The organism is Kitasatospora sp. NPDC004799, from assembly GCF_040609095.1.
In the GTDB taxonomy this organism is placed as follows: domain Bacteria; phylum Actinomycetota; class Actinomycetes; order Streptomycetales; family Streptomycetaceae; genus Kitasatospora.
Genome location: NZ_JBEXJK010000097.1, coordinates 1 through 22,924, shown reverse-complemented (window position 1 = coordinate 22,924; position 22,924 = coordinate 1). Strand labels below are relative to the sequence as shown.

The 22,924-nt window shown below is 74.3% G+C and carries 21 protein-coding genes and 1 pseudogene; 9 read left to right on the top strand and 13 right to left on the bottom strand.

Features of this window, described 5'->3' with window-relative positions:
- Positions 1-120: 120 nt before the first annotated feature.
- The 11 genes from ABZW03_RS15285 to ABZW03_RS15235 all read right to left on the bottom strand — a co-directional run bounded on the left by ABZW03_RS15285 (position 121) and on the right by ABZW03_RS15235 (position 12,777).
- Entirely contained in the window at positions 121-741 is a 621-nt protein-coding gene (locus tag ABZW03_RS15285) for a LysE family translocator (protein ID WP_355257159.1), read from the bottom strand.
- 49 nt (positions 742-790) lie between these two features.
- Entirely contained in the window at positions 791-2,551 is a 1,761-nt protein-coding gene (locus tag ABZW03_RS15280; protein WP_355257156.1) for an SDR family oxidoreductase, read from the bottom strand.
- The gene (locus ABZW03_RS15275) at positions 2,548-3,468 is read right to left on the bottom strand and encodes a M24 family metallopeptidase (protein ID WP_355257153.1); all 921 of its coding nucleotides are present in this window, start codon (positions 3,466-3,468) and stop codon (positions 2,548-2,550) included. Before ABZW03_RS15275 ends, ABZW03_RS15280 begins: the two co-directional genes overlap by 4 nt.
- A 14-nt stretch (positions 3,469-3,482) precedes the next feature.
- Positions 3,483-4,571 (bottom strand): PDR/VanB family oxidoreductase, encoded by a 1,089-nt coding sequence (locus tag ABZW03_RS15270; protein ID WP_355257151.1) that lies wholly within the window; start codon positions 4,569-4,571, stop codon positions 3,483-3,485.
- Positions 4,572-4,612: 41 nt separating this feature from the next.
- Positions 4,613-5,527 (bottom strand): metal-dependent hydrolase, encoded by a 915-nt coding sequence (locus ABZW03_RS15265; protein ID WP_355257148.1) that lies wholly within the window; start codon positions 5,525-5,527, stop codon positions 4,613-4,615.
- Positions 5,528-5,821: 294 nt separating this feature from the next.
- Entirely contained in the window at positions 5,822-6,553 is a 732-nt protein-coding gene (locus ABZW03_RS15260; RefSeq protein WP_355257145.1) for an IclR family transcriptional regulator C-terminal domain-containing protein, read from the bottom strand.
- Between the two features lie 241 nt (positions 6,554-6,794).
- Positions 6,795-7,991, bottom strand: a complete 1,197-nt coding sequence (gene alc, locus ABZW03_RS15255) for an allantoicase (RefSeq protein WP_355257142.1) — start codon at positions 7,989-7,991, stop codon at positions 6,795-6,797.
- Between the two features lie 10 nt (positions 7,992-8,001).
- Positions 8,002-9,393: an allantoinase AllB gene (gene allB / locus ABZW03_RS15250; RefSeq protein WP_355257140.1), complete on the bottom strand. Its 1,392-nt coding sequence runs from the start codon at positions 9,391-9,393 to the stop codon at positions 8,002-8,004.
- Between the two features lie 113 nt (positions 9,394-9,506).
- Positions 9,507-10,658, bottom strand: coding sequence for a glycerate kinase (locus tag ABZW03_RS15245; RefSeq protein ID WP_355257137.1), 1,152 nt, complete (start codon positions 10,656-10,658; stop codon positions 9,507-9,509).
- A gap of 266 nt (positions 10,659-10,924) precedes the next feature.
- Entirely contained in the window at positions 10,925-11,812 is an 888-nt protein-coding gene (locus ABZW03_RS15240; RefSeq protein WP_355257135.1) for a 2-hydroxy-3-oxopropionate reductase, read from the bottom strand.
- A 119-nt stretch (positions 11,813-11,931) separates the two neighbouring features.
- On the bottom strand, positions 11,932-12,777 hold the full coding sequence (locus ABZW03_RS15235) for a TIM barrel protein (RefSeq protein WP_355257132.1): 846 nt from the start codon (positions 12,775-12,777) through the stop codon (positions 11,932-11,934).
- Positions 12,778-13,019: 242 nt separating this feature from the next.
- Between ABZW03_RS15235 and ABZW03_RS15230 the strand changes: the two genes are divergently transcribed.
- From ABZW03_RS15230 to ABZW03_RS15200, 7 genes are all read left to right on the top strand, one after another.
- On the top strand, positions 13,020-13,274 hold the full coding sequence (locus ABZW03_RS15230) for a thiamine-binding protein (protein ID WP_355257129.1): 255 nt from the start codon (positions 13,020-13,022) through the stop codon (positions 13,272-13,274).
- A complete protein-coding gene (locus tag ABZW03_RS15225; RefSeq protein ID WP_355257128.1) occupies positions 13,271-13,651 on the top strand; it encodes a helix-turn-helix domain-containing protein in 381 nt (126 codons plus the stop codon). The genes ABZW03_RS15230 and ABZW03_RS15225 overlap by 4 nt, the downstream gene beginning before the upstream one ends.
- A gap of 242 nt (positions 13,652-13,893) precedes the next feature.
- The gene (gene uraD / locus ABZW03_RS15220) at positions 13,894-14,397 is read left to right on the top strand and encodes a 2-oxo-4-hydroxy-4-carboxy-5-ureidoimidazoline decarboxylase (protein ID WP_355257126.1); all 504 of its coding nucleotides are present in this window, start codon (positions 13,894-13,896) and stop codon (positions 14,395-14,397) included.
- 66 nt (positions 14,398-14,463) lie between these two features.
- A complete protein-coding gene (uraH, locus tag ABZW03_RS15215; protein WP_355257124.1) occupies positions 14,464-14,799 on the top strand; it encodes a hydroxyisourate hydrolase in 336 nt (111 codons plus the stop codon).
- A gap of 30 nt (positions 14,800-14,829) precedes the next feature.
- A complete protein-coding gene (gene pucL, locus ABZW03_RS15210) occupies positions 14,830-15,750 on the top strand; it encodes a factor-independent urate hydroxylase (RefSeq protein WP_355257122.1) in 921 nt (306 codons plus the stop codon).
- 187 nt (positions 15,751-15,937) lie between these two features.
- Complete coding sequence (locus ABZW03_RS15205; RefSeq protein ID WP_355257119.1) at positions 15,938-17,401, top strand: nucleobase:cation symporter-2 family protein; 1,464 nt, start codon at positions 15,938-15,940, stop codon at positions 17,399-17,401.
- Positions 17,402-17,526: 125 nt separating this feature from the next.
- The gene (locus tag ABZW03_RS15200) at positions 17,527-18,912 is read left to right on the top strand and encodes an 8-oxoguanine deaminase (protein WP_355257116.1); all 1,386 of its coding nucleotides are present in this window, start codon (positions 17,527-17,529) and stop codon (positions 18,910-18,912) included.
- 222 nt (positions 18,913-19,134) lie between these two features.
- Here ABZW03_RS15200 and ABZW03_RS15195 read toward each other — a convergent pair whose 3' ends face one another.
- Positions 19,135-19,536 (bottom strand): gamma-glutamylcyclotransferase, encoded by a 402-nt coding sequence (locus ABZW03_RS15195; protein ID WP_355257113.1) that lies wholly within the window; start codon positions 19,534-19,536, stop codon positions 19,135-19,137.
- Positions 19,537-19,655: 119 nt separating this feature from the next.
- Positions 19,656-21,335, bottom strand: a complete 1,680-nt coding sequence (gene aceB, locus ABZW03_RS15190) for a malate synthase A (protein ID WP_355257110.1) — start codon at positions 21,333-21,335, stop codon at positions 19,656-19,658.
- Positions 21,336-21,560: 225 nt separating this feature from the next.
- On the opposite strand from aceB, the gene ABZW03_RS15185 reads away from it, so the two are divergent.
- Positions 21,561-22,358 carry an IclR family transcriptional regulator gene (locus ABZW03_RS15185; RefSeq protein WP_355257107.1) on the top strand — a complete coding sequence of 266 codons (798 nt, stop codon included), beginning with the start codon at positions 21,561-21,563 and terminating at the stop codon, positions 22,356-22,358.
- Between the two features lie 226 nt (positions 22,359-22,584).
- Positions 22,585-22,924, top strand: a pseudogene (locus ABZW03_RS15180) (hypothetical protein); the annotation flags it as partial.

Sequence of the window (22,924 nt, the reverse complement as noted above, 5' to 3'; positions counted from 1 at the left end):
CCGCAGTGGCTCCCTCCTCCGCCTTGCGATGCACGCACCCCAACGCCGCCCCGCCCGCCCTCCGGGCGGACGACGGGAGTTTGAAGACGGACCCTGGGCCCCGCCCGGCCGATCATGTGACTAGTCGGCCAGTGCCAGCTTGACGCCGAAGCCCAGCACCACCGCGCCGGTCACCCGGTCCATCAGCCGCCGGGCGGCCGGACGGCGCAGCCAGCCGCGCAGCACCCGGGCGAAGCCCACCAGGACGGTCGACCAGAGCACGCCCTCGACGACGTGCACGCAGGTCAGCGCCACGCCGGCGGCGAAGTGCGGGGCCCCGGCGGGGATGAACTGCGGCAGCACGGCCACGTAGAAGACCCCGACCTTGGGGTTCAGCAGGTTGGTCAGCGTGCCCCGCCGCCAGCCGTGCGCGAACCCGCCGTCCTCCGGCTCCGCCTCGGCCGCCGCCTCGCCGCCCCGGTCGCGCAGCATCCCGACGCCCATCCACACCAGGTACGCCGCGCCCGCCCAGCGCAGGACCTCGTACGCCAGCTGCGAGGCGGTCAGCAGCGCCGTCACCCCGGCCGAGGTCAGCGTCCCCCAGATCAGCGTCCCGGTCTGGATCCCCAGCACGACCCCCCAGGCCTGCCGCCGGCGCCCCAGCGCCGAGGTCCGCAGCACCAGCGCGGTGTCGAGCCCGGGCGTGAGCGTGAGCAGCCCCACGACGAGGGCGAAGGACCACAGAGCCGTTGTCATCTCCATGGGCCTCGATGCTCTCACAGCCCGGGGCCGCCCCCGCCGGCGCGGCTGCTCAGGTGATGTCGAGGCGGGCGGCGAGGCGGAGCAGGCCGGGGCTGAGGCGGGAGAGGAGGCGGGCGGCCTTGGCCTCGGGGGTGACGGGGACGACGGGCTTGCCGGTGCGGACGGCGGCGAGGACAGCGCTCGCGACCTTCTCCGGGGGGAAGCCGCGGCGGGCGTAGAGCTTCGCGGCGCGGGCCTGCTTGGCGGCCTGCTCGGCGGAGGTGGTGGCGGAGAAGGTGGAGGTGCGGGTGATGTTGGTGTTGACGATGCCGGGGCAGATGGTGGAGACGCCGATGCCGTGGCCGACGAACTCCGCGCGCAGGCAGTCCGAGAGCATGAACACCGCGGCCTTGCTGGTGGCGTAGGCGGTGAGCGCCTTGGAGGGCAGGTAGGCGGCGGCCGAGGAGACGTTGACGATGTGGCCGCCCTGGCCGCGGTCGGCCATCAGGGTGCCGAAGGCGCGGCAGCCGTGGATCACGCCCCAGAGGTTGACGTCCAGGACCCGCTGCCACTCCTTCTCGGTGGTCTGCAGGAACGTCCCGGAGTGGCCGATGCCCGCGTTGTTGACCATCACGTCGGGCACCCCGTGCTCGGCGGCGACGGTCTGCGCGAAGGCGTCCACCGCCGCGCCGTCCGAGACGTCCACCCGGTAGGCGTGCGCCCGCGGGCCGATCAGCGAGGCCAGTTCGGCGGTGCGCTCGGCGGCCGCGAGGTCGAGGTCGCAGACCACCACCCGGGCGCCCTCCTCGGCGAAGGCGAGCGCGGTCGCCCGGCCGATGCCGCTGCCGCCGCCGGTGACCACGACCAGCCGGCCGTCACCGTCCTCCGGTCGGGCCCGGCCCGCCTCGATGCGGGCGGTGAATCCGCGGACCAGTCCGGCCACGGTGGCTCCCTTCTCCAGCAGCGCCGACCAGTGGCCGGCGTGCAGCGTCCTGCGGGTCAGTTTCGGCACCCAGCGCTCCAGCCCCTCGGAGAGGTAGGTGCCGACGTACCGGTCCCGGGTGAGGGTGATCAGCTGGACCGGCACCTCGGTCGGCCGCTCGCGCGGACTGCCCAGGGTGGGGCGGAAGTTGGCCCGGTACAGCTCGATGCCGCGGACCGCGTCGCGGCGCAGGGTGGGCTGCGGGTGGCCGGCCCGCGGGCTGACCTGCTCCAGGTCGCGCAGCACCCGCGGCCAGGCCCGGGCGAGGCCCAGGCGCCAGATGCCGGGGGCGAGGTAGGGCAGGTGGAAGGCGGTGATGTACCAGGAGTGCAGGCCCTGGTGCAGCAGCTGCCCGAGGTGGCGCGGGGTGGGCCGGCGCAGCCGGTGGCGCAGCCAGAAGCCCATGTGGTCCAGGCTGGGGCCGGACAGGGTGGTGTACGAGGCGATCCGGCGTTCGGCGCCGGGTGCGGTGACGGCCTCCCAGGACTGGATCGAGCCCCAGTCGTGGGCGACCAGGTGCACCGGGCGGTCCGGGCTGACGGCGTCGGCGACCGCGAACAGGTCCTCGGCGAGGTGCTCCAGGCGGTAGCCGGACCGGTCGGCGGGGGCGGCCGACTCGCCGGCGCCGCGCACGTCGTAGCGGACCACGTGGTGGTCGCGGGCGAGGTCGGCGGCGATGTCGTCCCAGACCACGTGGGAGTCGGGGTAGCCGTGCACGAGGAGGACGGTGGGGGCGGTGGGGTCGCCCTGCTCGAAGACGGCGAGCGGCAGGCCGCCGGAGTGGACGGTCCGGCGGCGGACCGGGGACGCCGTCGGGGGCTGCGGCGGGCGCTTCGTCGGGCTCGTCATCGGGTGGCCTCCAGGGTGGTCGGCTCGGCGGCGGCGGTCGGCGCGGTGGCGGTCGGCGCGGTGGCTGCGGTCTCGGCCACCGCCCACCGGCGGACGTGCGGCAGGTCGTCGTCGAGCCAGTAGGCGTCGTCCTCGGTGACCACCAGCAGCTCCTCGAACTTGATGCCCACGCCCCGGAAGCCGATGTGCGGCTCGACCGCCCACAGGCCCGGGGTGGGCGCGTGCCGCGACGAGCGGCCGTCCGCCCAGAGCGGCGAACGGCCGTGCAGCCGCTCGGAGATCAGCTCGCGCCCCAGGGTCTGCAGGGTGCGCACGCCGAAGCCGAAGACGTTCACCCCGGCCGGGCCGCGCGCGGTGTTGCGGGTGACCTGGTGGCCGATCACCCGGCCCGGGTAGACCTGGTGGCGGTTGTCGTAGCCGTGCGCGGCGATCTGGGCGTCCACCGCGGCGTACACCTCGGCGAGCGGCCTGCGGGCCCGCACCTCCCGGAGGATCAGCTCGCGGTAGACCTTCAGGTCGGCGGCCAGGCGGTCCCACACCCGGTTCTCGCCGACCTTGCCGCCGTAGCCGATGTCGGCGGTGTAGCCGTCCACCACGGGCGCGCAGTCCAGCACGTACGGCATGCCCTCCTCCAGGCGGCGGTTGCCGGCGAAGAACTGGAGCGGGGTGTGGAAGTGCCGGAACGCCGTCCGGTCGCCGAACCAGGCGAAGGGGACGTGGAAGAAGTCCTGCACCCCGGCGGCGACCAGGCGGCGGCGCAGCTCGGCGGTGGCCTGCCGCTCGGTGACCCCGGGTTCGATCCAGGCCGCGACCTGTTCGGCGCAGTGGTAGGCGAGCTGCTGGGTCTCGCGGAAGCGGGCGAGGTCGCGCTCGGTGTAGCGGAAGGCGGGGATCGCCTTCGCCAGGGAATTCGCCATCGAGGGGGCTCCTTCTAGAGGTCGAGCACGAGGGTCTCGCCCTCGGCGGCCCGGGAGACGCAGGGCAGCAGGGCGCCGGCGGCACGCTGCTCGGGGGTGAGCCGGCGGTCCCGGTGGTCGGGCGCGCCGGCCAGCACCCGGACCTCGCAGGTGCCGCAGAAGCCCTGGTGGCAGGAGTACGGGAGGTCCGGGCGGGCCTCGCGGAGCACGTCCAGGGCGGAGCGGTCGGCGGGGACGTCGAGGGTCGGACCGTCGGTGCCGAGGCGGACGGCGAACGGCTCGCCGTCGGTGACCGGGGCGGCGCCGAAGCGCTCGAAGTGCAGGGCGGCGGCCGGGGATTCGTCCAGGGCGCGCTGCACGGCGGTGAGCATCGGGGCCGGGCCGCAGCAGTAGACGGCGGCGCCGCGCGGGGCGTGGGCGAGCAGTTCGGCGCCGGTGGGGACGCCGCCGTGCTCGTCGTCGGTGCGCAGCACCACCCGGTGCGGGTCGAGGGCGCGCAGCTCGTCCGCGTACGGGAGGGTGTCGGCGCTGCGGCCGACGTGCACCAGACGCCAGTCCAGGCCGTGCCGCTGCGCCTCGCGGGCCATCGGGAGCAGCGGGGTGATGCCGATGCCGCCGGCCAGCAGGAGGACGGCCGGCTCGGCGCAGAAGGCGAAGCCGTTGCGCGGGCGGCGGGCGGTGAGCCGGGTGCCGGGGTGCAGGGCGTCGTGGACCTCGACGGACCCGCCGCCGCCCCCGGGCAGCCGGCGGACGGCGACGCGGTAGGCGGTGCGGTCGGCCGGGTCGCCGCTGAGGGAGTAGTGGCGCTCGCGGCCGGAGGGCAGGACGAGGCGCAGGTGGGCGCCCGGCTGCCAGCCGGGCAGCGGGCCGCCGGAGGGGTCGGCGAGGCGCAACTCGACGACGTCGGCAACGAGTTGCCGGCGCTCCGTGACGACCAGCTGGAGCGGCGGGGTGGGGCGGCTGAGCGGGCGGCGGGGGTTGCGGCGCAGCAGCGGGCTGCCGAGGGCCGGGCTGTAGCGGTCGCCGAAGGCGGTGAGCCGGCGCATGAAGCCGTCGACGCGGGGGCGGCCGTAGAGGTCGGGGGGCGGGGTGAGCAGGTCCATCCGGCGGGGTCCTTGGAGGTGGGGAGGGAGGAGGACCGGGCTCAGCGCCCGGCGGCCGCGCGGGCGGCCGGGGAGGTGGCGAGGTAGCCCAGCGCCTGGCTGGACGAGCCCTCCTGGGTCGGGTGGTAGCCCGGCCGCAGGTACCGCAGCCCGGAGCGGATCGACTTGACCGGGTCCGGCAGCAGTCCGCGCCTGGCGATCCGGCCCGCCTCCCGCCAGGTCGGCTTGAGCCGCCCCTGCAGGGTCGGGTCGGCGGCGAGCAGGAAGCGGGCGCCGCGCACCCAGAGGTGGACCAGCAGCGGCCCGGACACCGCCATCCCGCGCACCCGGCGCAGGTAGCCAGGGTCCAGGTGGACCATCAGGTCGTAGGCGACGCTGCGGTGCTCGACCTCCTCCGCGCCGTGCCAGCGCAGCAGGTCCAGCATCGTCGGGTCGGCCTTGGCCCGGTCCAGGCCCGGGGAGTTGAGCGCCCAGTTGCCGAGGAAGGCGGTGAAGTGCTCGATCGCCGCGATGAAGGCGACCCGCTCGATGACGTTCTCCCGCCGCCGGGCCGGCGTCAGCCCCGGCTTGTCGCCCAGGACGCGCTGGAACAGCCAGGAGATCTGCCGGACGTACGGCCTCGGGTCGAGCCCCTGGCCGAGCAGGTGGTCCAGGACCTCCTGGTGCGCCTCGGCGTGGATGGCCTCCTGTCCGATGAACCCCAGGACCTCCTCGCGCAGCTGCTCGTCCCGGATGAGCGGCAGCGCCTCCTTGAACACCTTGACGAACCACCGCTCGCCCTCGGGCAGCAGCAGGTGCAGCACGTTGATGACGTGGGTGGCCATCGGCTCGTCCGGGATCCAGTGCAGCGGCAGCCGCTCCCAGTCGAAGCGGACGTCCCGGGGCTCCAGGACGAGGCCGTCGTGCACGCGCGCGGCGGGCGCGGCGAGGGCGGGGACGGGGGTGGAACGGGGCATGGCAGGCCCTCCTGACCTGGGGGCGGCGGCTCGGCTCCAGGGAAACGTACTCGCGGGTAGCGAGCGGGACAAGGGTTTCGGCAGCTCTTATCGACATCGAGTCTAATAAGTGATGCGCAGGGGCGGGCGCCCCGGGGAACACGAGTGCGGCGGGCGCGGCAGGCGCGGCGGGCACCACGGGAAGCGCGGACACCACCGCCACCCCGGCTGCCACGGGAAACGCGGGAAACGCGGGAAGCCCCACCGGTCCCCGGCAGGGCTTCCTCGGACTCGCGCGCGACCGCCGGTCCGCCGTCAGACCGCCATCGCCAGCATCAGCGGCGCCGCCCGGGCCGCCAGCAGCTCGGCGGCGGCCTTCAGCTTGTGGACGTTGCCCGCCGGCATCGAGGTGGCCAGGCAGCCGACCGTGCTGCCCGCCGTGATCGGCACCGCCGCGCACACCGTGCCCAGCGCGTACTCCTGGATGTCCAGCACCGGCACCGTGGCCGGCTGCCGCTCCAGCCGGTGCATCAGCTGGTCGGCGTCGGTGACGGTGCGGGAGGTGAGCCGGGCGACCGGGTGCCGGGAGAGGTGGTCCCGGCGGGCGTCCGCGTCCAGCTGGCTGAGCAGGCACTTGCCGATCGCGCTGGCGTGCGCGGTGGCCCGGAAGTCCACCCACTCCTGCACGGCCGGCGCGTAGTCGGCGGCCGAGACCGCCTCCACCGACAACTCGCCGTCGTGGTACCGGCTGAAGTACACCGCGGCACCCAACTCGTCCCGGAGTTCGGCGAGCTTGCGGTTGAGCCGGGCCTTCACCAGCTGCTCCCGGTTGTGCTGACCGAGCAGGGCGAAGGTGCCGCCCAGCAGCCAACCGCCGTCCTGGCACTGGAGGTAGCCCTCGACCTCCAGGATCTCGGCGAGCCGGCGCACGGTGGGCAGCCCGAGCGAGGTCTCCCGGGCGAGGGCCACCAGGGTGGCGCCGTCGGGGTGGCGGTCGACCGCCTCCAGCAGTCTGAGGGCGTGCTGGAGGGAGGTGAACGGGCCCATCGGACCCTGGTCAAGCGCGGCGTGACGACCCGGGGCTGGTGTCGACATGTCGTCCCCTTCCGATGTCCCCCCACGGAGCGACCGCGGGCACCCACCAGCCTATCGACCCGGCGGCTCCGACGGCTGCCGTCCGTGCATATCCGTGGACAATCCGTGCCGACCCCGTGGCCCACCTGCGCGGACACCACGGCCCCTCCCCCACGGCCCCGGGAACGGGACCGCCGATCGTCTCGATGCGGCGTCAGTTCCCGAGCAGGCTCCGGACGACGGTCGCGGCCGCCGCCGGGTCGGCCGCGGGGCGGGCGGCGGTCAGCGCGGCGGCCTCGGCGCCGGTGAGACCGGAGCCGGTGAGGGCCGCGACGGCCTCGGCGGCCGGGAGGGCGTTGAACCAGCGCAGCGCGAGCGCGGCGCGGCCGGCCTCGCTGAGGCGGCCGGTGAGCCGCAGGCGGGCCAGCCCGCCGTCCGGGTAGACGTTGACGCGCACATGGGTCACCGGGCGGCCGGCGGCGAGCCGGAAGCGGTGCCGGGTGTCGGGCTGGAGCCGGGTGCGGGGCAGGAGTTCGAACCACTCGCCGTCGGCCGGGTCGGCCCCGGTCGAGGCGTCGAAGCCGACCAGATCGGCCCAGCCGGGGGCGTTGGCGACGAAGCAGGAGGTGTCCACCTCGGCGGCCAGGACCTCACCGCCCCCGGCCAGGGCGATCCGCACCCAGTCGTTGGCCTTGTCGCGCCGACGCCTGGTCTCCCAGCCGTCGCCCATGACGGAGGCCCGGCCGGGAGCGTTCAGGTTGTGCGGGGAGGAGAAGTAGCGGTCGGACGCCGCCTCGGCCACGCCGCCGTACTCCTGGGCCGCCAGGTCGAAGGTGAGGCCGTCCAGTTCCCGCGGGTCGGGCAGCACCTCGCCGTGCACCCGCAGCCGGGCGACCCCGCCGTCCGGGAAGATCGCCAGCCGGACGTGGGTGTAGCGGGTGCCGTCGGCGACGGCGAACTCGTGGACGGTGTCGCCCTTCAGCCCGGTGCGCGGCACGATCGTGCTCCACTCGGCCTCCCGGAGCTCCTCGGGCGAGGGGTGTCCGGGGACGGACGCGGCCTCGACCGAGGCGGACTCCGGGTAGTTGCCGGTGAAGTGGGCGGTGTCCACGACGACGCCGCGGACCACCCCGGCGGCGCCGAGCCGGACGATCGCCCAGTCGTGGTCCTCCTCCGTGGGGTGCGGCTGGTCGGCGGAGACGCCGCGGCGGCGCTTGGACTCCCAGCCGTCCATGATCTGGCCCTTGTGGCCGAAGGTGTGCGGGCGGAACTCGGCCGGCTTGGCGACCAGCAGGTTCTCGGCGTCCGCGAAGGTGTCCTCGTTGGTGGCGACGACGCCTGCGCCGAGCAGTCGGGAGGCCAGGTCGACCAGCTCGGTGAAGGGGGCACTCGGGGTGTCGGCAGTGGTCACTGGCTCTCCTTCAGACGCGTAAGGACGGAGTGGTGGCGATGGGACGGGCGTGGGGCCGGGCGAGCTGCCGGCCGAACGGGCGGCCCGCGGGATCGACCTCCCGGCCGCGCAGCCAGGTGGCGCGCACCGCGCCGGTGAGGGTCCGGCCCGCGTACGGCGTCACCGGGTTGCGGTGGTGCAGTCCGCTCGCCCGGACGGCGAAGCCGCCGTCCGGGTCGAAGGCGACCAGGTCCGCGTCGCAGCCGACGGCGATGGCGCCCTTGGTGCCGGTGAGGCCGACCAGTTCGGCCGGTCCGGCGGACATCCAGCGCACCACGTCGGCCAGGCTGCGGCCGCGCCGGCGGGCCTCGGTCCAGACGGCCGGCAGGCCCAGCTGGAGCGAGGCGATGCCGCCCCAGGCGGCCGCGAAGTCGCCGCTGCCGCCGTACTCGGGCAGCAGCTTGAGGTCGGGGGTGGACGGCGAGTGGTCGGAGACGACGGCGATGAACTCGCCGTTCGCCAGAGCCTCCCAGAGCGCGTCCCGGTTGGCCTCGTCGCGGATCGGCGGACAGCACTTGAACGCGGTGTCACCGTCCGGTATCCGCTCGGCCGCCAGCGTCAGGTAGTGCGGACAGGTCTCCGCGGTCACCCGGACGCCGTCCTCGCGGGCCCGGCGCAGCAGCGGCAGCACGGCGGCGGAGGAGACGTGCAGGACGTGCACCCGGGCGCCGGTGCGCCGGGCCGCGTCCAGCAGTCGGGCGACGGCCGCGGTCTCCGCGTCGGCGGGCCGGGAGGCCAGGAAGTCCCGGTAGCGGACGCCGGGTCGGCTCGGGGCGGCGGCGAGTACGGCCGGGTCCTCGGCGTGGACGATCGCCAGCGCGCCGATCCGCGCCTGCTCTGCCAGCGCCGTCTCCAGTTCGGCGGCCTCGACGTGCGGGAACTCGTCCACCCCGGAGGGGGCGAGGAAGCTCTTGAAGCCGAACACGCCCGCCCGGTGCAGCGGTTCGAGGTCGGCGAGGTTGCCGGGGACGGCGCCGCCCCAGAAGCCGAGGTCGACCCAGGCCTGGCCCTCGGCGGTCCTCCGCTTGAGCGCCAGCCCCGCCACCGTGGTGGTCGGCGGGATCGCGTTGAGCGGCATGTCGACGATCGTGGTGACGCCGCCGGCCGCGGCGGCCCGGGTGGCGGTGGCGAAGCCCTCCCACTCGGTGCGGCCGGGCTCGTTGACGTGCACGTGGGTGTCGACCAGGCCGGGCAGCAGGGCGGTGCCGCCGAGGTCGACGAGTTCGCCCGCGCCGGCCGTGAGCGTGCCGTGCGGGGCCGTCCGGGCGATCCTCCCGTCCCGGATCAGCACGTCCGCGGGGCGCTCGCCGTCCGGTAGGACCACCCGCCGGGAGCGGATCACCGTCGGCTGGCTGAAGGGCATGGGAGACCTCCGGAACCTTGGAGTCGAGGCGCGGGGACACGGGTGCAGGTGAAGGATGGCCGGGAGCCTAGGCCCGCCTTCAACAAAACGTCAATGGACGGACGTACCAGGGTTCAGCGCGCCAGCAGCAGGGCGGCCAGCCGTTCCCCCGCGCGTTCGGCCAGCTCACCGGCCCTGGCCAGGCTCTCCCCCGGCCGCCCGGCGCCTTCGGTCAGGTCGGTCAGGGCGATCGCGGCGGTGAAACCGGCGGCCCGCCATTCCGGTTCGGAGAGCTCCACCCGGCCCGCCACGGCGGCCACCCGGACCCCCGCCCGGGCGGCTGCCGCGGCGACTCCGGCAGGGGCCTTGCCGTGCAGCGTCTGCGCGTCCAGGCACCCCTCGCCGGTCACCACGAGGCGCGCCCCCCGCACGGCCTCGTCGAAGCCCACCAGGTCGAGCAGCAGCTCGATGCCGGGTCGCACGGTGGCGCCGAGCAGGGCCAGCGCGGCGAAGCCCACCCCGCCCGCGGCCCCGGCGCCGGGCGTCTCCCGGAGGTCCCGCCCGGTCGCCTCGGCGACCAGGTCGGCGAACCGGGTCAGCCCCTCCTCCAGGACCACCAGGTCCTCGCCGCTCGCGCCCTTCTGCGGGCCGTAGACGGCGGCGGCGCCGCGCGGCCCGAGCAGCGGGTTGTCCACGTCGCAGGCCACCACGATCTCGACCCCGCCCAGGGCGTCCGCCAGCGGGCCGAGGTCGATCTCCGCGATCCGGCGCAACGCGCCCCCGCCGGGCGGGAGTTCGGCGCCGTCGACGTCACGCAGCCGCACTCCGAGCGCCTGCACCAGGCCGGCTCCGGCGTCCGTGCCGGCGCTGCCGCCGATGCCCAGGACGATCCGCCCGACGCCGAGCGAGACCGCCTCGGCGATCAGCTGGCCGACCCCGTAGGACCCGGCGGTGAGCGGGGCGGTACGGCCGCCGGGCAGCCGGGCGAGTCCGGCGGCCTGCGCCAGCTCGACCACGGCGGTGTCGCCCCGGACGGCCAGCGCGGCCTCCACCGGCAGTCCGGTCGGGCCGGTGACCTCGACCGGGACCCGGCGGAACCCGGCCGCGAGCGCGGCGGCCAGGGTGCCCTCGCCGCCGTCGGCGACGGGCAGTTCGCGCACCTCGGTGCCGGGCGCGGCCCGCCGGATGCCGGCCGCGATCCTGGCCGCCGCCTCGGCGCCGTCCAGGCTGCCCTTGAACTTGTCGGGGGCGACGACCACATGGCCCTGGTGGGGGGTGGGGGGCATCGGCGTGGTCCTCGCTTCCGTACGGGTCCGGCGATGGTGCCAGGAGGTGCGTCCAGCATGGGACCGGACGGCCCCGCGGCGCGAGCACCCCCCGGGACCTGTCCTCGGACTCGCGCCTGCGGGACGACGGAGGCGTCACCGGCCCGGGTCGACCGGCGGGCGGGCGGATGAGCCCCGGCCCGCCCGCCGGTCGGGTCCGACCTCCCGGCGGCGCGGGCACGACCGGACGGGTACCCGCCGCCAGGAGGAGTTCGAGGGCCCCGGGATCACCCGGCCTCGCGTCCGGAGAGCCGCTCGACGCCGCGCAGCAGGACCGAGTGGTCGAGCGAGCCGTCGCCGTTGGCCCGGGCGGAGGCGACCAGTCGGGCCACCACGGCGCCGACCGGCAGCGCGGCGCCCACCGCGCGGGCCGCGTCGGTGACGATGCCCATGTCCTTGTGGTGCAGGTCGATCCGGAAGCCGGGGGCGAACGCGCGGTTCAGCATGTTCGCCCTCTTCCGGTCGAGCACGGTGGAGCCGGCCAGGCCGCCGCCGAGCACGTCCAGCGCGGCCGCGAGGTCGACGCCGGCGTTCTCCAGGAACACCACGGCCTCGGCGAGCACCTGGATGTTGGCCGCGACGATCAGCTGGTTGGCGGCCTTGACGGTCTGGCCGGCACCGGACGGACCGACGTGGACGACCGTGGTGCCCAGCGCGTCGAACAGCGGCCTCGCCTCGGCGAAGTCCTCGGCGGCGCCGCCGACCATGATCGACAGGACGGCCTCGACGGCACCCGCCTCGCCGCCGGAGACCGGGGCGTCCAGGGTGCGGATGCCCCGCTCCCGGGCGGCGGCCGCGATCCTGACCGAGGTCTGCGGGGCGATCGAGGACATGTCGATCACCAGGGTGCCGGGCGCCGCGTTCTCCAGCACGCCGCCCTCGCCCAGGACGACCTGCTCGACCTGGGGGTCGGCCGGGAGCATGGTGATCACCACCTCGGCGTCCCGGACCGCCTCCGCGATGCCGGCGGCGCCGTGGCCGCCGGCCGCGACCAGGGCGTCGATCGGCGGCCGGGTGAGGGTGAAGCCGGTGACGTGGTGGCCGGCCCTGACCAGGTTGGCGGCCATCGGGCCGCCCATGATGCCGAGGCCGATGAAGGCGATCTTGCGGCTCATCGCGTCGAGTTCCTCACGGGTGCGGGCGGGAGGTCGGGTGGGGCGGCGGCGCCACTGCTTCACGCGGCCACGTGGCGCCCCTGCTCGGCGGCGCCTCGTGGCGCTGCCGCTCGACGGCGCTACCCGGCGGCGCGCAGCTCGCGCGGCAGCCAGCCGAGGCTGTCGGCGCTGACGCCGGTGGAGGGGCGGTACTCCAGGCTGACCAGGCCGCGGTAGTCCGCGGCGGTGAGCCGGGCGAACAGGTCCTCGAAGTCCAGCTCGCCGGTGCCGGGCTCGTGGCGGCCCGGGTTGTCGGCGATCTGCACGTGGCCGATGCGGTCGGCGTGGGCGTCGATGACCGCCGCCAAGTCCTCGCCATTCCTGGCCAGGTGGTACACGTCGCAGAGGAATCTGGCGTTCCCCAGGCCGGTGGCGGCGTTGACCCGGTCGACCACCTCAACGGCCGCGGCGGCCGAGACCAGCGGGTAGTCCGGCGACTCGGCCCGGTTGAGGGCCTCGATCAGCAGGACCGCGCCGATCCCGTGCGCGGCCTCGGCGGCGATCGCCAGGTTCTCCAGCGCGAGCGCGTCCTGCTCGGCCGGATCGACGCCCGGGATCCGGTTTCCGTACAGCGCGTTGAGCGCGGTGCCGCCGAGCGAGCCGACGAGCTCCGCGGAGACCGGGACGTTGGTGCGGAAGCGGTCCCGCTCGGAGGGGACCGAGATGGTGCCGCGGGAGCCCTCGCCCAGGCCGTTGAGGAAGTTGAGGCCGGTGAGCCGCACGCCGGCGTCCGTGAACGCCTTGCGCAGCGCGTCGAGTTCGGCCCGGGAGGGGTCGTGCCGGTCACCGAAGGGCCACCAGAGTTCGGCAGCGGTGAAGCCGGCCGCGGCGGCCGCGGCGGGCCGTTCCAGGAGCGGCAGTTCACTGAACAGGATCGACAGGTTGACCGTGAAGCTGTGCTCGGCGGCCGCCGTCACGTCGCTCACCTCTCATCTCGTCCATCATCCGCGACTTCCACGATCCGGAAGACGGATTCCGTGCAATGGAAGCATCCCCGGCTCGCCGAGCGAGCGTCAAGGGAGCCGCAACATTTTGTTGAAGGCGACCCGGGGTTGCTGAAGGTGCCCCGGGTTGTTGAAGGTGCCCCGGGGCGCGTCGACCCTGCGGGCCGGACTGTTCGATACCCGGACCCTGCCCCGCCCGCACCCCCGATCGCTACAGTGACCTCGTGCGATTGATGGTGGAGTTCACGACAGAACCGTTCGAACTGGACACGTTCCCGGAGCACGCCGCGGCGGCCCGCGACGTCGTCGACGAGGCCGGCCTCGCCGTGTCGGTCGGCCCCTTCGGCACCGGCGCCGAGGGCGAGGCCGCACAGGTCCTGGCCGCGGTGGCCAAGCTGCTCAAGGAGACCCTGGACGCCGGGGCGACCCGGATCTCGGTCCAGGTCAGCGTGCTCGGCGAGGAGGACGGCGCGCCGTGACCGGGAACCTGGAACACCCGCTCGCCGCGGCGGTGAAGCCGCTGCTGGCCGCGGTCGGCGCGACGTCCGTCCCGCTGGACGAGGCGAAGGCCGAGGACGTGGTCCTGGAGTGGGAGGGCACCCCCGCCCTGGCCGTCCGACTGCCGCACCTGAGCAGCGCGCTGGACCGGCTGCTCGCCGAGATGGCCCGCCAGTTCGACGGCCGACCGCTGGCCGAGCTCGACCGGGTGGAGAAGCAGCGGGTCGTCGCCCTGCTGGAGGAGCGCGGCGCCTTCACCGTCCGCCACGGCGTGGAGACCGTCGCCTCGGCCCTGGGCGTCAGCCGCTTCACGGTGTACAACTACCTGAACCGCCAGGACGGTACGAAGTCGTCCTGACGCCGGTTCGGCGCCCTCCGGGCGCGCACGGGTCTCCACCGGAGACTTCCGAACGGGTGACCCCGCCGGCGCGGCAGGACTGGACCGGCCTGCGGCGGGGCACACTCGACGAATCGCACGTGAACGGGCCGGCTCCTCGGCCCGGTTCGAAACGTCATCACCCACCGTTCAACAAAGTGTTGACGGCTGGGTGGGGTCGATCTAGCTTTTCCGGGTGGCGCCACTCTTCAGGAGGTCCACTCGTGACCAACCGCCCCCACGCCCTCGACGCCCTGGCCGCGACCGACGCCGCGGAGCTGGAAGAGATCCTGCTGGAGGTGTGCTCCAGCCCCCGTTGGGCCGCCTCGGTCGCGGCGACCCGACCCTGGCCCGACCGCGCGGCCCTGCTCTCCGCCAACGCGACGGCCATCGCCTCACTGACGGCCGAGGACCTGCGCGACGCGATGGCCGGCCACGCCCGGATCGGCAGGCCCCTGGCGGGTGACGCCGCCTCCGAACGCGAACAGGCCGGCATCCGGGGCGCGGACCGGACGGTCCTCGACGAACTGCGCGAGGCCAACGCCGCCTACGAGGCCAAGTTCGGCCACGTCTTCCTGATCTGCGCGACCGGCCGCACCGCGGCCGACCTGCTCGCCGCCCTGCGCGAGCGCCACCCCAACGACGCCGCCACCGAGGCGGAGATCGTCCGCGGCGAGCTGCGCAGGATCAACGACATCCGGCTCAGCCGCCTGCTCGACGCGTCCTGACGTAACGTCATGTTCACAAGGTGATGACGCCGCATCACATTCGCCACCCGTAAGGTCACTTCACCCATGACTGGCATCTCCACCCATGTGCTCGACACCAGCCTCGGCCATCCGGCCGCGGGCGTCCCGGTCGAGCTCGCACGGCGCACCGAGGACGGCTGGCAGGTGCTCGGCACCTCCGTCACGGACTCCGACGGCCGGGTCTCGGACCTGCCGGCCGTGGCGGCGGGCTCGGTCGTCCGGCTGCTCTTCGACACCGGCGCGTACCACGCGCCCGCCTCCGCCGGGCCGCCGTTCTTCCCCGAGGTCTCGATCGTCTTCACGGTCGCGCCCGAACAGGACCACTACCACGTGCCGTTGCTGCTCAACCCGTTCGGATACTCGGTCTACCGGGGGAGCTAGGCCGCCCTCGAGAAGCTTAGGAGCCACGCCATGGCCCACGTGCTCGGCCAGAACCAGTACGGCAAGGCGGAGAACCGCATCGTCCGGATCCGCCGCGACTCCGCCCGGCACGAGATCAAGGACCTGAACGTCTCGGTCTCGCTCCGCGGCGAGTTCGAGGACGTCCACCTCACCGGCTCCAACGCCAACTGCCTCCCCACCGACACCACCAAGAACACCGTCTACGCCTTCGCCAAGGAGTACGGCATCGAGTCGGCCGAGGCGTTCGGCATCCTCCTGGCGCGCCACTTCGTCGAGGACACCGAGCGCGGCGTGGTGCACGGCGCCCGGATCCGGATCGAGGAGTACGCCTGGGACCGGATCAGGACACCGGACGGCTCGGCCGGTGCCGGCGGCCCGGAGGAGGCCGGCCACTCCTTCGTCCGCCGCGGCCAGGAGGTCCGCACCAGCGAGATCGCGTACGACGGGAAGTCCGTCCAGGTGGTCTCCGGCCTGAAGGACCTGGTCGTCCTGAACTCCACCGACTCGGAGTTCTGGGGCTACCTCAAGGACGGCTACACCACCCTCCTGGAGGCGTACGACCGCATCCTCGCCACCCAGGTCACCGCCCGCTGGAAGTTCGGCTACAGCGGTCGGGACGGCGAGGCCCAGCCCCACTGGGACCACTCCTACAGCCAGGTGAAGCGGCACCTGCTGGAGGCGTTCGCCGGGACCTACTCCTACTCGCTGCAGCAGACCCTGCACGCGATGGGCACCCGGGTCCTGGACCACCGCGCCGAGGTGGACGAGGTCCGGCTCGAACTGCCGAACAAGCACCACTTCCTGGTCGACCTGGAGCCGTTCGGCCTCGAGAACGACAACGAGGTCTACTTCGCCGCGGACCGGATGTACGGCCTGATCGAGGGCACCGTGCACCGCGAGGGCGTCGTCCCGGTCATCCCGGCCGCCTGACCCCCTTCCACCGGCGCCCCACCCCGCGCCGGCCGGCCCCAGCGCCGGCACCGGCACCATCTCCGGCACCGGCACCATCTCCGGCACCGTCACCACCTCCGGCACCGTCACCACCTCCGGCACCGTCACCAGCCGCTCTCCAGCGCCACGGGCGCGCCGGGAGCCACGGGCACAAGAGGGGCTCGACATGGCACCCAGCAACACCAGCAGTACCGACGGCGGTTCCACCCCGGCCGGACCGCCCGGCCCGGGCGGCGCGTCGGCCCGCCTACCCGGCGAACCGCCCCGGAGCGGCCGCCACCCCGTGGACGAGCTGCTGCCCCCGGTGAAGCTGCTCTCCACCGGCCTCCAGCACGTCGCCGCGATGTACGCGGGGGTCGTGGCGCCCCCGCTCATCGTCGGCGCCGGCGTCGGGCTCTCCCCCGCCGAACTCGCCCTGCTCATCTCGGCCAGCCTGTTCACCGCCGGACTGGCCACCCTCCTCCAGACCCTCGGCATCTGGAAGATCGGCGCGCGGCTGCCGTTCGTGAACGGCGTCTCCTTCGCGGGGGTCGCGCCCATGATCGCCGTAGCCGACGAGCACGGGCCGAAGGACGCCCTCCCGGTGATCTTCGGAGCGGTGATCGTCGCGGGGCTCCTGTGCTTCCTCGCGGCGCCGTACTTCTGCAAGCTCATCCGGTTCTTCCCGCCGGTCGTCCAGGGCACCGTGATCACCCTGATCGGGGTCTCCCTGCTCCCGGTGGCGGTCAACTGGGCGCGCGGCGGCTCGCCGAGCGCCCCCGGGTACGGCTCCATGCGGGCCGTCGGGCTCGCCGCGGCCACTCTCGTCGCGGTGGTGCTCGGCAACCGGCTGCTGCGCGGCTTCTGGCAGCAGCTGTCGCTGCTCGTCGGCCTGGCGCTCGGCACCCTGATCGCCTTCCCGCTGGGGCTGGCCGACTTCGGCGCGGTCAAGGACGCGGACGTCTTCGCGCTCCCCTCGCCGTTCCACTTCGGCGCGCCGGTGTTCGACGCCGCCGCGATCGTCTCGCTCTGCATCGTCATGGTGGTCTCGATGACCGAGTCCACCGCCGACATGCTCGCCCTCGGCCGGATCGTCGACCGCGAGGCGGACGAACCCACCCTCGCCGCCGGCCTGCGGGCCGACGGCCTGGCCACCGCGCTCAGCCCCGTCTTCAACGGCTTCGCCGCCAGCGCCTTCGCCCAGAACATCGGGCTGGTGGCGCTGACGAGGATCCGCAGCCGCTTCGTGGTCGCGGCCGGCGGATTCATCCTGGTGGTGCTGGGGCTGTTCCCCGTGCTGGGCTCGCTCGTCTCCCTGGTTCCGCAGCCCGTCCTCGGCGGCGCCGGGATCGTGCTCTTCGGCACGGTCGCGGCCAGCGGCATCCGCACCCTCGCGGAGGCCGGCCTGGAGTCCGGTTCGAACACCATCCTGGTGTCGGTCTCGCTCGGCGTGGGCATCGTCCCGATCGCCGTGCCGACGTTCTACGACTCCTTCCCGGAGGCCGCCCGGACGCTGCTGCACTCGGGGATCTCGGCCGGCTGCGTGACGGCCGTGCTGCTCAACCTGCTCTTCCACCACGTCGGGGCCGGCCGCCGGTCCGGGTCCGGCCAGGCCCCCGCCGCGACGGCGCCGACGGCGCCACCGTCCTGACCGGCCCCGCGAGGGGGCGCGCCCTCCGCGGGGTCCGGCCCTCCCGGCCCTCCCGGCCCTCCCGGCCCTCCCGGTCTTCCCGGCCCTCCCGGTCTTCCCGGCCTTCCCCTGACAGGAGTCACGCCATGGCAGTCCAGCCCCCGCCCGCCGGCCGGCGGATCGTGATCGAGAACGCCGCGATCGCCACCGTGGACGCGAACGACACCGAGTACGCCCGCGGCCACGTGGTCCTCCTCGGCAACACCATCGAGGCGGTGGGCGACGGACCGGCCCCCGCGCGGCTGGACGGCGTGGCGCGCCGGATCGACGGCGAGGGCCACCTGGTCACCCCCGGCCTGGTCAACACCCACCACCACTTCTACCAGTGGATCACCCGCGGCCTGGCCCAGGACGCCATCCTGTTCGACTGGCTGGTCGCCCTCTACCCGACCTGGGCGCGGATCGACGAGGGACTCGTCCACGCCGCGAGCCAGGGCTCCGCCGCCGCGCTGCTCAAGTCCGGCTGCACCACCGCCTCGGACCACCACTACGTCTTCCCGAAGGACGGCGGCGACGTCCTCGGCGCCTCCATCGAGGCCGTCCGGGAACTCGGCCTGCGCTTCACCGCGCTGCGCGGCTCGATGGACCGCTCGCAGAAGGACGGCGGGCTGCCGCCGGACCACGCGGTCGAGGAGCCGGACGCCATCCTGGCCGCCTCCGAGGCCGCCGTGGACCGCTACCACGACGCCTCCTTCGGCTCGATGCTGCACGTCGCGATCGCGCCCTGCTCGCCCTTCTCGGTCTCCACCGACCTGCTCCGGCGGTCGGCCGAACTCGCCCGGCGCAAGGGCGTCCGGCTGCACACCCACGGCTCGGAGACGGCCGAGGAGGAACGGTTCTGCGAGGAGCTGTTCGGCATGGGGCCGACCGACTACTTCGAGTCGGTGGGCTGGCTCGGCGAGGACGTCTGGATGGCGCACTGCGTGCACATGAGCGACTCCGACATCGCCAAGTTCGCCGCTACCGGCACCGGCGTCGCCCACTGTCCGTCCTCCAACGCCCGGCTGGCGGCCGGCATCGCCCGGGTGCCCGACATGCTCCGGGCCGGCGTCCCGGTCGGGCTCGGGGTGGACGGCACCGCGTCCAACGAGTCCGGCGAGTTGGGTACGGAGCTGCGCAACGCCCTGCTGATCAACCGGCTGCACGGGTCCCCCACCGCGCTGACCGGGCGGCAGGCGCTGCGCCTGGGCACCATGGGCGGCGCCCGGGTGCTCGGCCGGCAGGAGGAGATCGGCTCGATCGAGGCCGGCAAGCTCGCCGACCTGGCGCTGTGGAAGATCGACGGGATCATGCACTCGTCCATCGCGGATCCGGTCGCCGCGCTCACCTTCGGGGCGCTGCCGCCGCTGTCGGTGCTGTTCGTCAACGGCACCGCGGTGGTGGAGGACGGGCGGCTGACCACCGTCGACGAGGACCGGATCGCGCGCGACTGCGCCCGGGCGGCGCGTGAGCTGGCGGCCCGTCCGGTCTGACGCGCGCGGCGTGTGCGCCGTGCTCCGGACCGTGCGCGGCGTGCTCCGGGCCGCGAGGACAGGGCGGTGGCGGGCGGTGGCGGGCGGTGACGAGGCAGGGCGGGAGCGGGCGGGGGCGGGGTTCAACCGACGGAGTTCAGCGAACAGAGTTCAGCAGACGGCTTTCAGCGAACAGATGATGAAAGTTGTCATCTGTTTGCTGAACTCTGTTCCCCGGCCCCGTCAGGCCGTCCGCCCCAGTGTCGCCAGGTAGGCGCGCCAGCCGCCGTGATGGGTGATCTCGCGGTGGACGCCGCGCTCCAGCTCGCCCCGGGAGAGCAGCATGGACAGGCAGGCCGAGCCGTCCTCCAGCTCGATCACGCCCAGTTCCAGCTCCCGGGGCTCGCCCGGCAGGATGACGTCCCGCAGCCGCTCCAGGGGGATGTCGTACAGCTCGCCCTCGATGGCGGTGTCCGCCGCCGGGTCGGCCAGCAGCCCCGGGCAGACGTCCGTGCCGCCGCTGTGGTCGATGGAGAAGAAGCGGTAGCCGGGGGCGGTCCGGGCCGGCCCGATCAGCGAGTCGGCGACCTTGGCGTGGAAGGGGCCGCCGACCATCGCCTGACCGTTGAAGAACATGCGTGCCATGGGTGAACTCCTTACGTGGCGAAGACCGTTCCGTACGGCGACGCGCGGACGGGGGCTGTGCCGCGGTACGGAACGCACTGCTGGACCGCCGGCCGGTGGCAGCGGCCGGCGGTCCGGGCTCAGCCCAGCAGGGGAAGCGCGGGGAGGGTCAGGAAGTCCACGAACTCCTCGGCCAGGGCGACCTGTTCGAAGAGCCGGGCGGCCTCGCCCCACCGGCCGGCCCCGTACGCCTCCTCGCCCAACTCGGCTCGGAGTCCGGCCAGTTCCGCCGCGACCAGGCTGCGGACCAGCTCGGCGGTGGCCTTCTCCCCGGTGTCGGACAGCACGACCCCGTTGTGGACCCACTGCCAGGTCTGCGAGCGGGAGATCTCGGCGGTGGCAGCGTCCTCCATCATGTGGAAGATGGCGACCGCACCCAGTCCGCGCAGCCAGGCCTCGATGTACCGGATGCCGACCTGGACGGCGTTGTGCAGCCCCGCGCGGGTGCAGCTGCCGCCCGCGCCGGCGACGTCGAGCAGCTGGGCGGCGGTCACCGGCTCGGCCGGGCCTGGGTTCTCCTTCTGGTGCGGCCGCCCGCCGAGCACCGCGTCGAAGGAGGCCCGGGCGACCGGCACCAGGTCGGGATGGGCGACCCAGGAGCCGTCGAAGCCGTTCCCGGCCTCGCGGTCCTTGTCCGCCTTCACCTTCTCCAGCGCGGCCGCGTTGACCTCGGGGTCGCGGCGGCTCGGGATGAACGCGGCCATGCCGCCGATCGCGTGGGCACCGCGCCGGTGGCAGGTCCGCACCAGCAGCCGGGTGTAGGCGGCCATGAACGGCGAGGCCATGGTGACGCTGTTGCGGTCCGGCAGGATGTAGTGCCCGCCCGCGTCGCGGAAGTTCTTGACGATCGAGAACAGGTAGTCCCAGCGCCCGGCGTTGAGCCCGGCCGCGTGGTCGCGCAGCTCGTGGAGGATCTCGTCCATCTCGAACGCGGCGGTGACGGTCTCGATCAGCACGGTCGCCCTGATCGTGCCGTGGGGGATGCCGAGTTCGGCCTGGGCGTGGGTGAACAGGTCGTTCCACAGCCGGGCTTCGAGGTGACTCTCGGTCTTCGGCAGGTAGAAGTACGGCCCGGAGTTCGGGTCCTCGGCACCCCTGGCCAGCAGCCGGGCGGCGTTGTGGAAGAAGTAGAGGCCGAAGTCGACGAACGCGCCGGCCACCGGCACGCCGTCGACCAGCAGGTGGTTCTCGTCCAGGTGCCAGCCGCGCGGACGGACCACGACGGTGGCGAGCTCGGCGGCGGGCCTGAGGGTGTACGCCTTGCCGGCCTCGCTGGTGAAGTCGATCCGGCCCTCGAAGGCGTCGATCAGGTTGACCTGGCCGCCGACCACGTTCTCCCAGGTCGGGGAGGTGGCGTCCTCGAAGTCGGCGAGCCAGACCCGCGCCCCGGAGTTGAGCGCGTTGACGACCATCTTGCGGTCGGTCGGGCCGGTGATCTCGACCCGGCGGTCCTGGAGCGCGCGGGGCGCCTCGGCGACCTTCCAGTCCCCGGCCCGGATGTCGGCGGTCTCGGGGAGGAAATCCAGCGTGCCGGTGGCGGCGATCTCGGCGCGGCGGCTCCGGCGCCGGGCCAGCAGCTCCTGCCGGCGCCCCTCGAAGGCGCGATGGAGCCCGACGACGAAGGCGATCGCCTCCGGCGTGAGCACCTCCTCCGCCCGGCGCACGCGAGGACCGGCGACGGTGACGACCGGAGCGGCGGGGGAAGCGGTTGGGGGTACCCCCGGCCGGAGGCTGGGGGAGGGCCCCTGATCTGCAGCCATGAGCAGGACACTCCTCAGACGGTTGAGCCTGGCAGGCGAGACGGTGGTGCCTGGCGGAGGGAGCCCCGGCGGGCGCTTCCCCGGGGAGCCTCCTCGATCGGACCCGGCCTGTCGGCGAGATCGATTCTGTAAGGTGGAGACTAGTTTCCGCGATACAGAATTTCAACGGTTTGTTGAAGAGATCGCCGGAACTCCGCTCCTCCCCCGACAGCGAAGGGACCGCCGGTGGCCGCGACCCCCGACCCAGCATCGACGACAGGCGCCGACCGCGCGAGCGGCGGCGTGCAGAGCGTCGAGCGCGCCTTCCAACTCCTGGAGGCGTTGGCCGACTCCGGCGGCGTGGCCACGCTCAGCGAGCTCTCCACCACCTCCGGCCTCCCGATGCCGACCATCCACCGGCTGGTTCGTACCCTCGTCCAGCAGGGCTATGTCCGCCAGGACACCGCGCGCCGCTACACCCTCGGCCCCCGGCTGATCCGCCTCGGCGAGACGGCCGGCCGGCTGCTCGGCAGCTGGGCCCGCCCGTACCTGGCCGAACTCATGGAGGCCACCGGCGAGACCGCCAACCTCGCGGTGCTGGAGGGCGGCGAGGTGGTGTACGTCGGCCAGGTGCAGTCGCGCCGCTCGATGCGGATGTTCACCGAGGTCGGCCGACGGGTTCAGCCGCACTGCACCGGCGTCGGCAAGGCGCTGCTCGCCCAGCTGCCCGAGGACGAGGCGCGCGCCGTCCTCGGCCCCAACCCGCTGCCGGCGCACACCGAGTACACCGTCACCGACCCGCAGGAGCTGATGCGCCAGCTCGCCGAGGCGCGCGAGCGCGGTTACGTGGTCGACGACCAGGAGCAGGAGATCGGCGTCCGCTGCATCGCGCTCGCCGTCCCGGGCGCGCCGACGCCCACCGCCCTCTCGGTCTCCGGACCGGAGGCCCGCATCCGGGCCCTGGAGGAGCAGGCCGGGGCCGCCTCGCTGGTACCGGTGATGCAGCAGATCGCGACCCGGCTGGGGCAGGTCCTCGCGCCCTGACGCCGCGCGCGCCGGCCCGTCGCCCTGATGCCTCCCGCTGCCTCTCGCCCCGGTCCCGCGTCAACCCCCGTTGCCGGCCGACCCGGTCGCGGCGGCGCGCCGCGTCATCCGTTCGGGCGGACGACGGGCGGGTTGCCACCGGGCTCCGGCGACGGCTCCGCCACCCTGGTGCCGACGCGGCCCGCAACGGCGCGGGCAGCCGGGACACGAGGCAGGGTGAGCGGGGATGGAGCAGCAGCACCGGGACGTGCGGGACGGCGCACGGGGTGGTGAGGTACGGGGCGACGGTGGCACGCGGCGTTCCGCGAGAGGCAGGCGGTTCGGCGGGGCCGGGCTGGCCGCGGCCGTGGCGGCGGGGTGCGCGGTGACGCTGCTGGCCACCGACTCGTCCTGGGCCCTGCGGCGGCCCGAACCCCGGCCCGCGCTGGAGGTCGCGGCGGGCACGCCCACGGCGACCACCCTGCCCGCGCCCTCGACGCCCGAGGCCTCCACCCTGCCGGCCCCGGCGAAGCCCGGGACGGGAACCGGTCCCGGTGCCGGATCCGGCACCCGGTCCGGGTCCGAGA

Bases quoted from the DNA above. Each gene is read 5' to 3' on its own strand.
- ABZW03_RS15205 (WP_355257119.1), top strand. From the start codon at position 15,938: ATGGCACCCAGCAACACCAGCAGTACCGACGGCGGTTCCACCCCGGCC.
- ABZW03_RS15240 (WP_355257135.1), bottom strand. From the start codon at position 11,812: ATGAGCCGCAAGATCGCCTTCATCGGCCTCGGCATCATGGGCGGCCCG.
- ABZW03_RS15270 (WP_355257151.1), bottom strand. From the start codon at position 4,571: ATGGACCTGCTCACCCCGCCCCCCGACCTCTACGGCCGCCCCCGCGTC.
- ABZW03_RS15285 (WP_355257159.1), bottom strand. From the start codon at position 741: ATGGAGATGACAACGGCTCTGTGGTCCTTCGCCCTCGTCGTGGGGCTG.
- ABZW03_RS15275 (WP_355257153.1), bottom strand. From the start codon at position 3,468: ATGGCGAATTCCCTGGCGAAGGCGATCCCCGCCTTCCGCTACACCGAG.
- uraH (WP_355257124.1), top strand. From the start codon at position 14,464: ATGACTGGCATCTCCACCCATGTGCTCGACACCAGCCTCGGCCATCCG.
- ABZW03_RS15245 (WP_355257137.1), bottom strand. From the start codon at position 10,658: ATGCCCCCCACCCCCCACCAGGGCCATGTGGTCGTCGCCCCCGACAAG.
- ABZW03_RS15280 (WP_355257156.1), bottom strand. From the start codon at position 2,551: ATGACGAGCCCGACGAAGCGCCCGCCGCAGCCCCCGACGGCGTCCCCG.
- allB (WP_355257140.1), bottom strand. From the start codon at position 9,393: ATGCCCTTCAGCCAGCCGACGGTGATCCGCTCCCGGCGGGTGGTCCTA.
- aceB (WP_355257110.1), bottom strand. From the start codon at position 21,335: ATGGCTGCAGATCAGGGGCCCTCCCCCAGCCTCCGGCCGGGGGTACCC.
- ABZW03_RS15200 (WP_355257116.1), top strand. From the start codon at position 17,527: ATGGCAGTCCAGCCCCCGCCCGCCGGCCGGCGGATCGTGATCGAGAAC.
- ABZW03_RS15260 (WP_355257145.1), bottom strand. From the start codon at position 6,553: ATGGGCCCGTTCACCTCCCTCCAGCACGCCCTCAGACTGCTGGAGGCG.
- pucL (WP_355257122.1), top strand. From the start codon at position 14,830: ATGGCCCACGTGCTCGGCCAGAACCAGTACGGCAAGGCGGAGAACCGC.
- ABZW03_RS15195 (WP_355257113.1), bottom strand. From the start codon at position 19,536: ATGGCACGCATGTTCTTCAACGGTCAGGCGATGGTCGGCGGCCCCTTC.
- ABZW03_RS15265 (WP_355257148.1), bottom strand. From the start codon at position 5,527: ATGCCCCGTTCCACCCCCGTCCCCGCCCTCGCCGCGCCCGCCGCGCGC.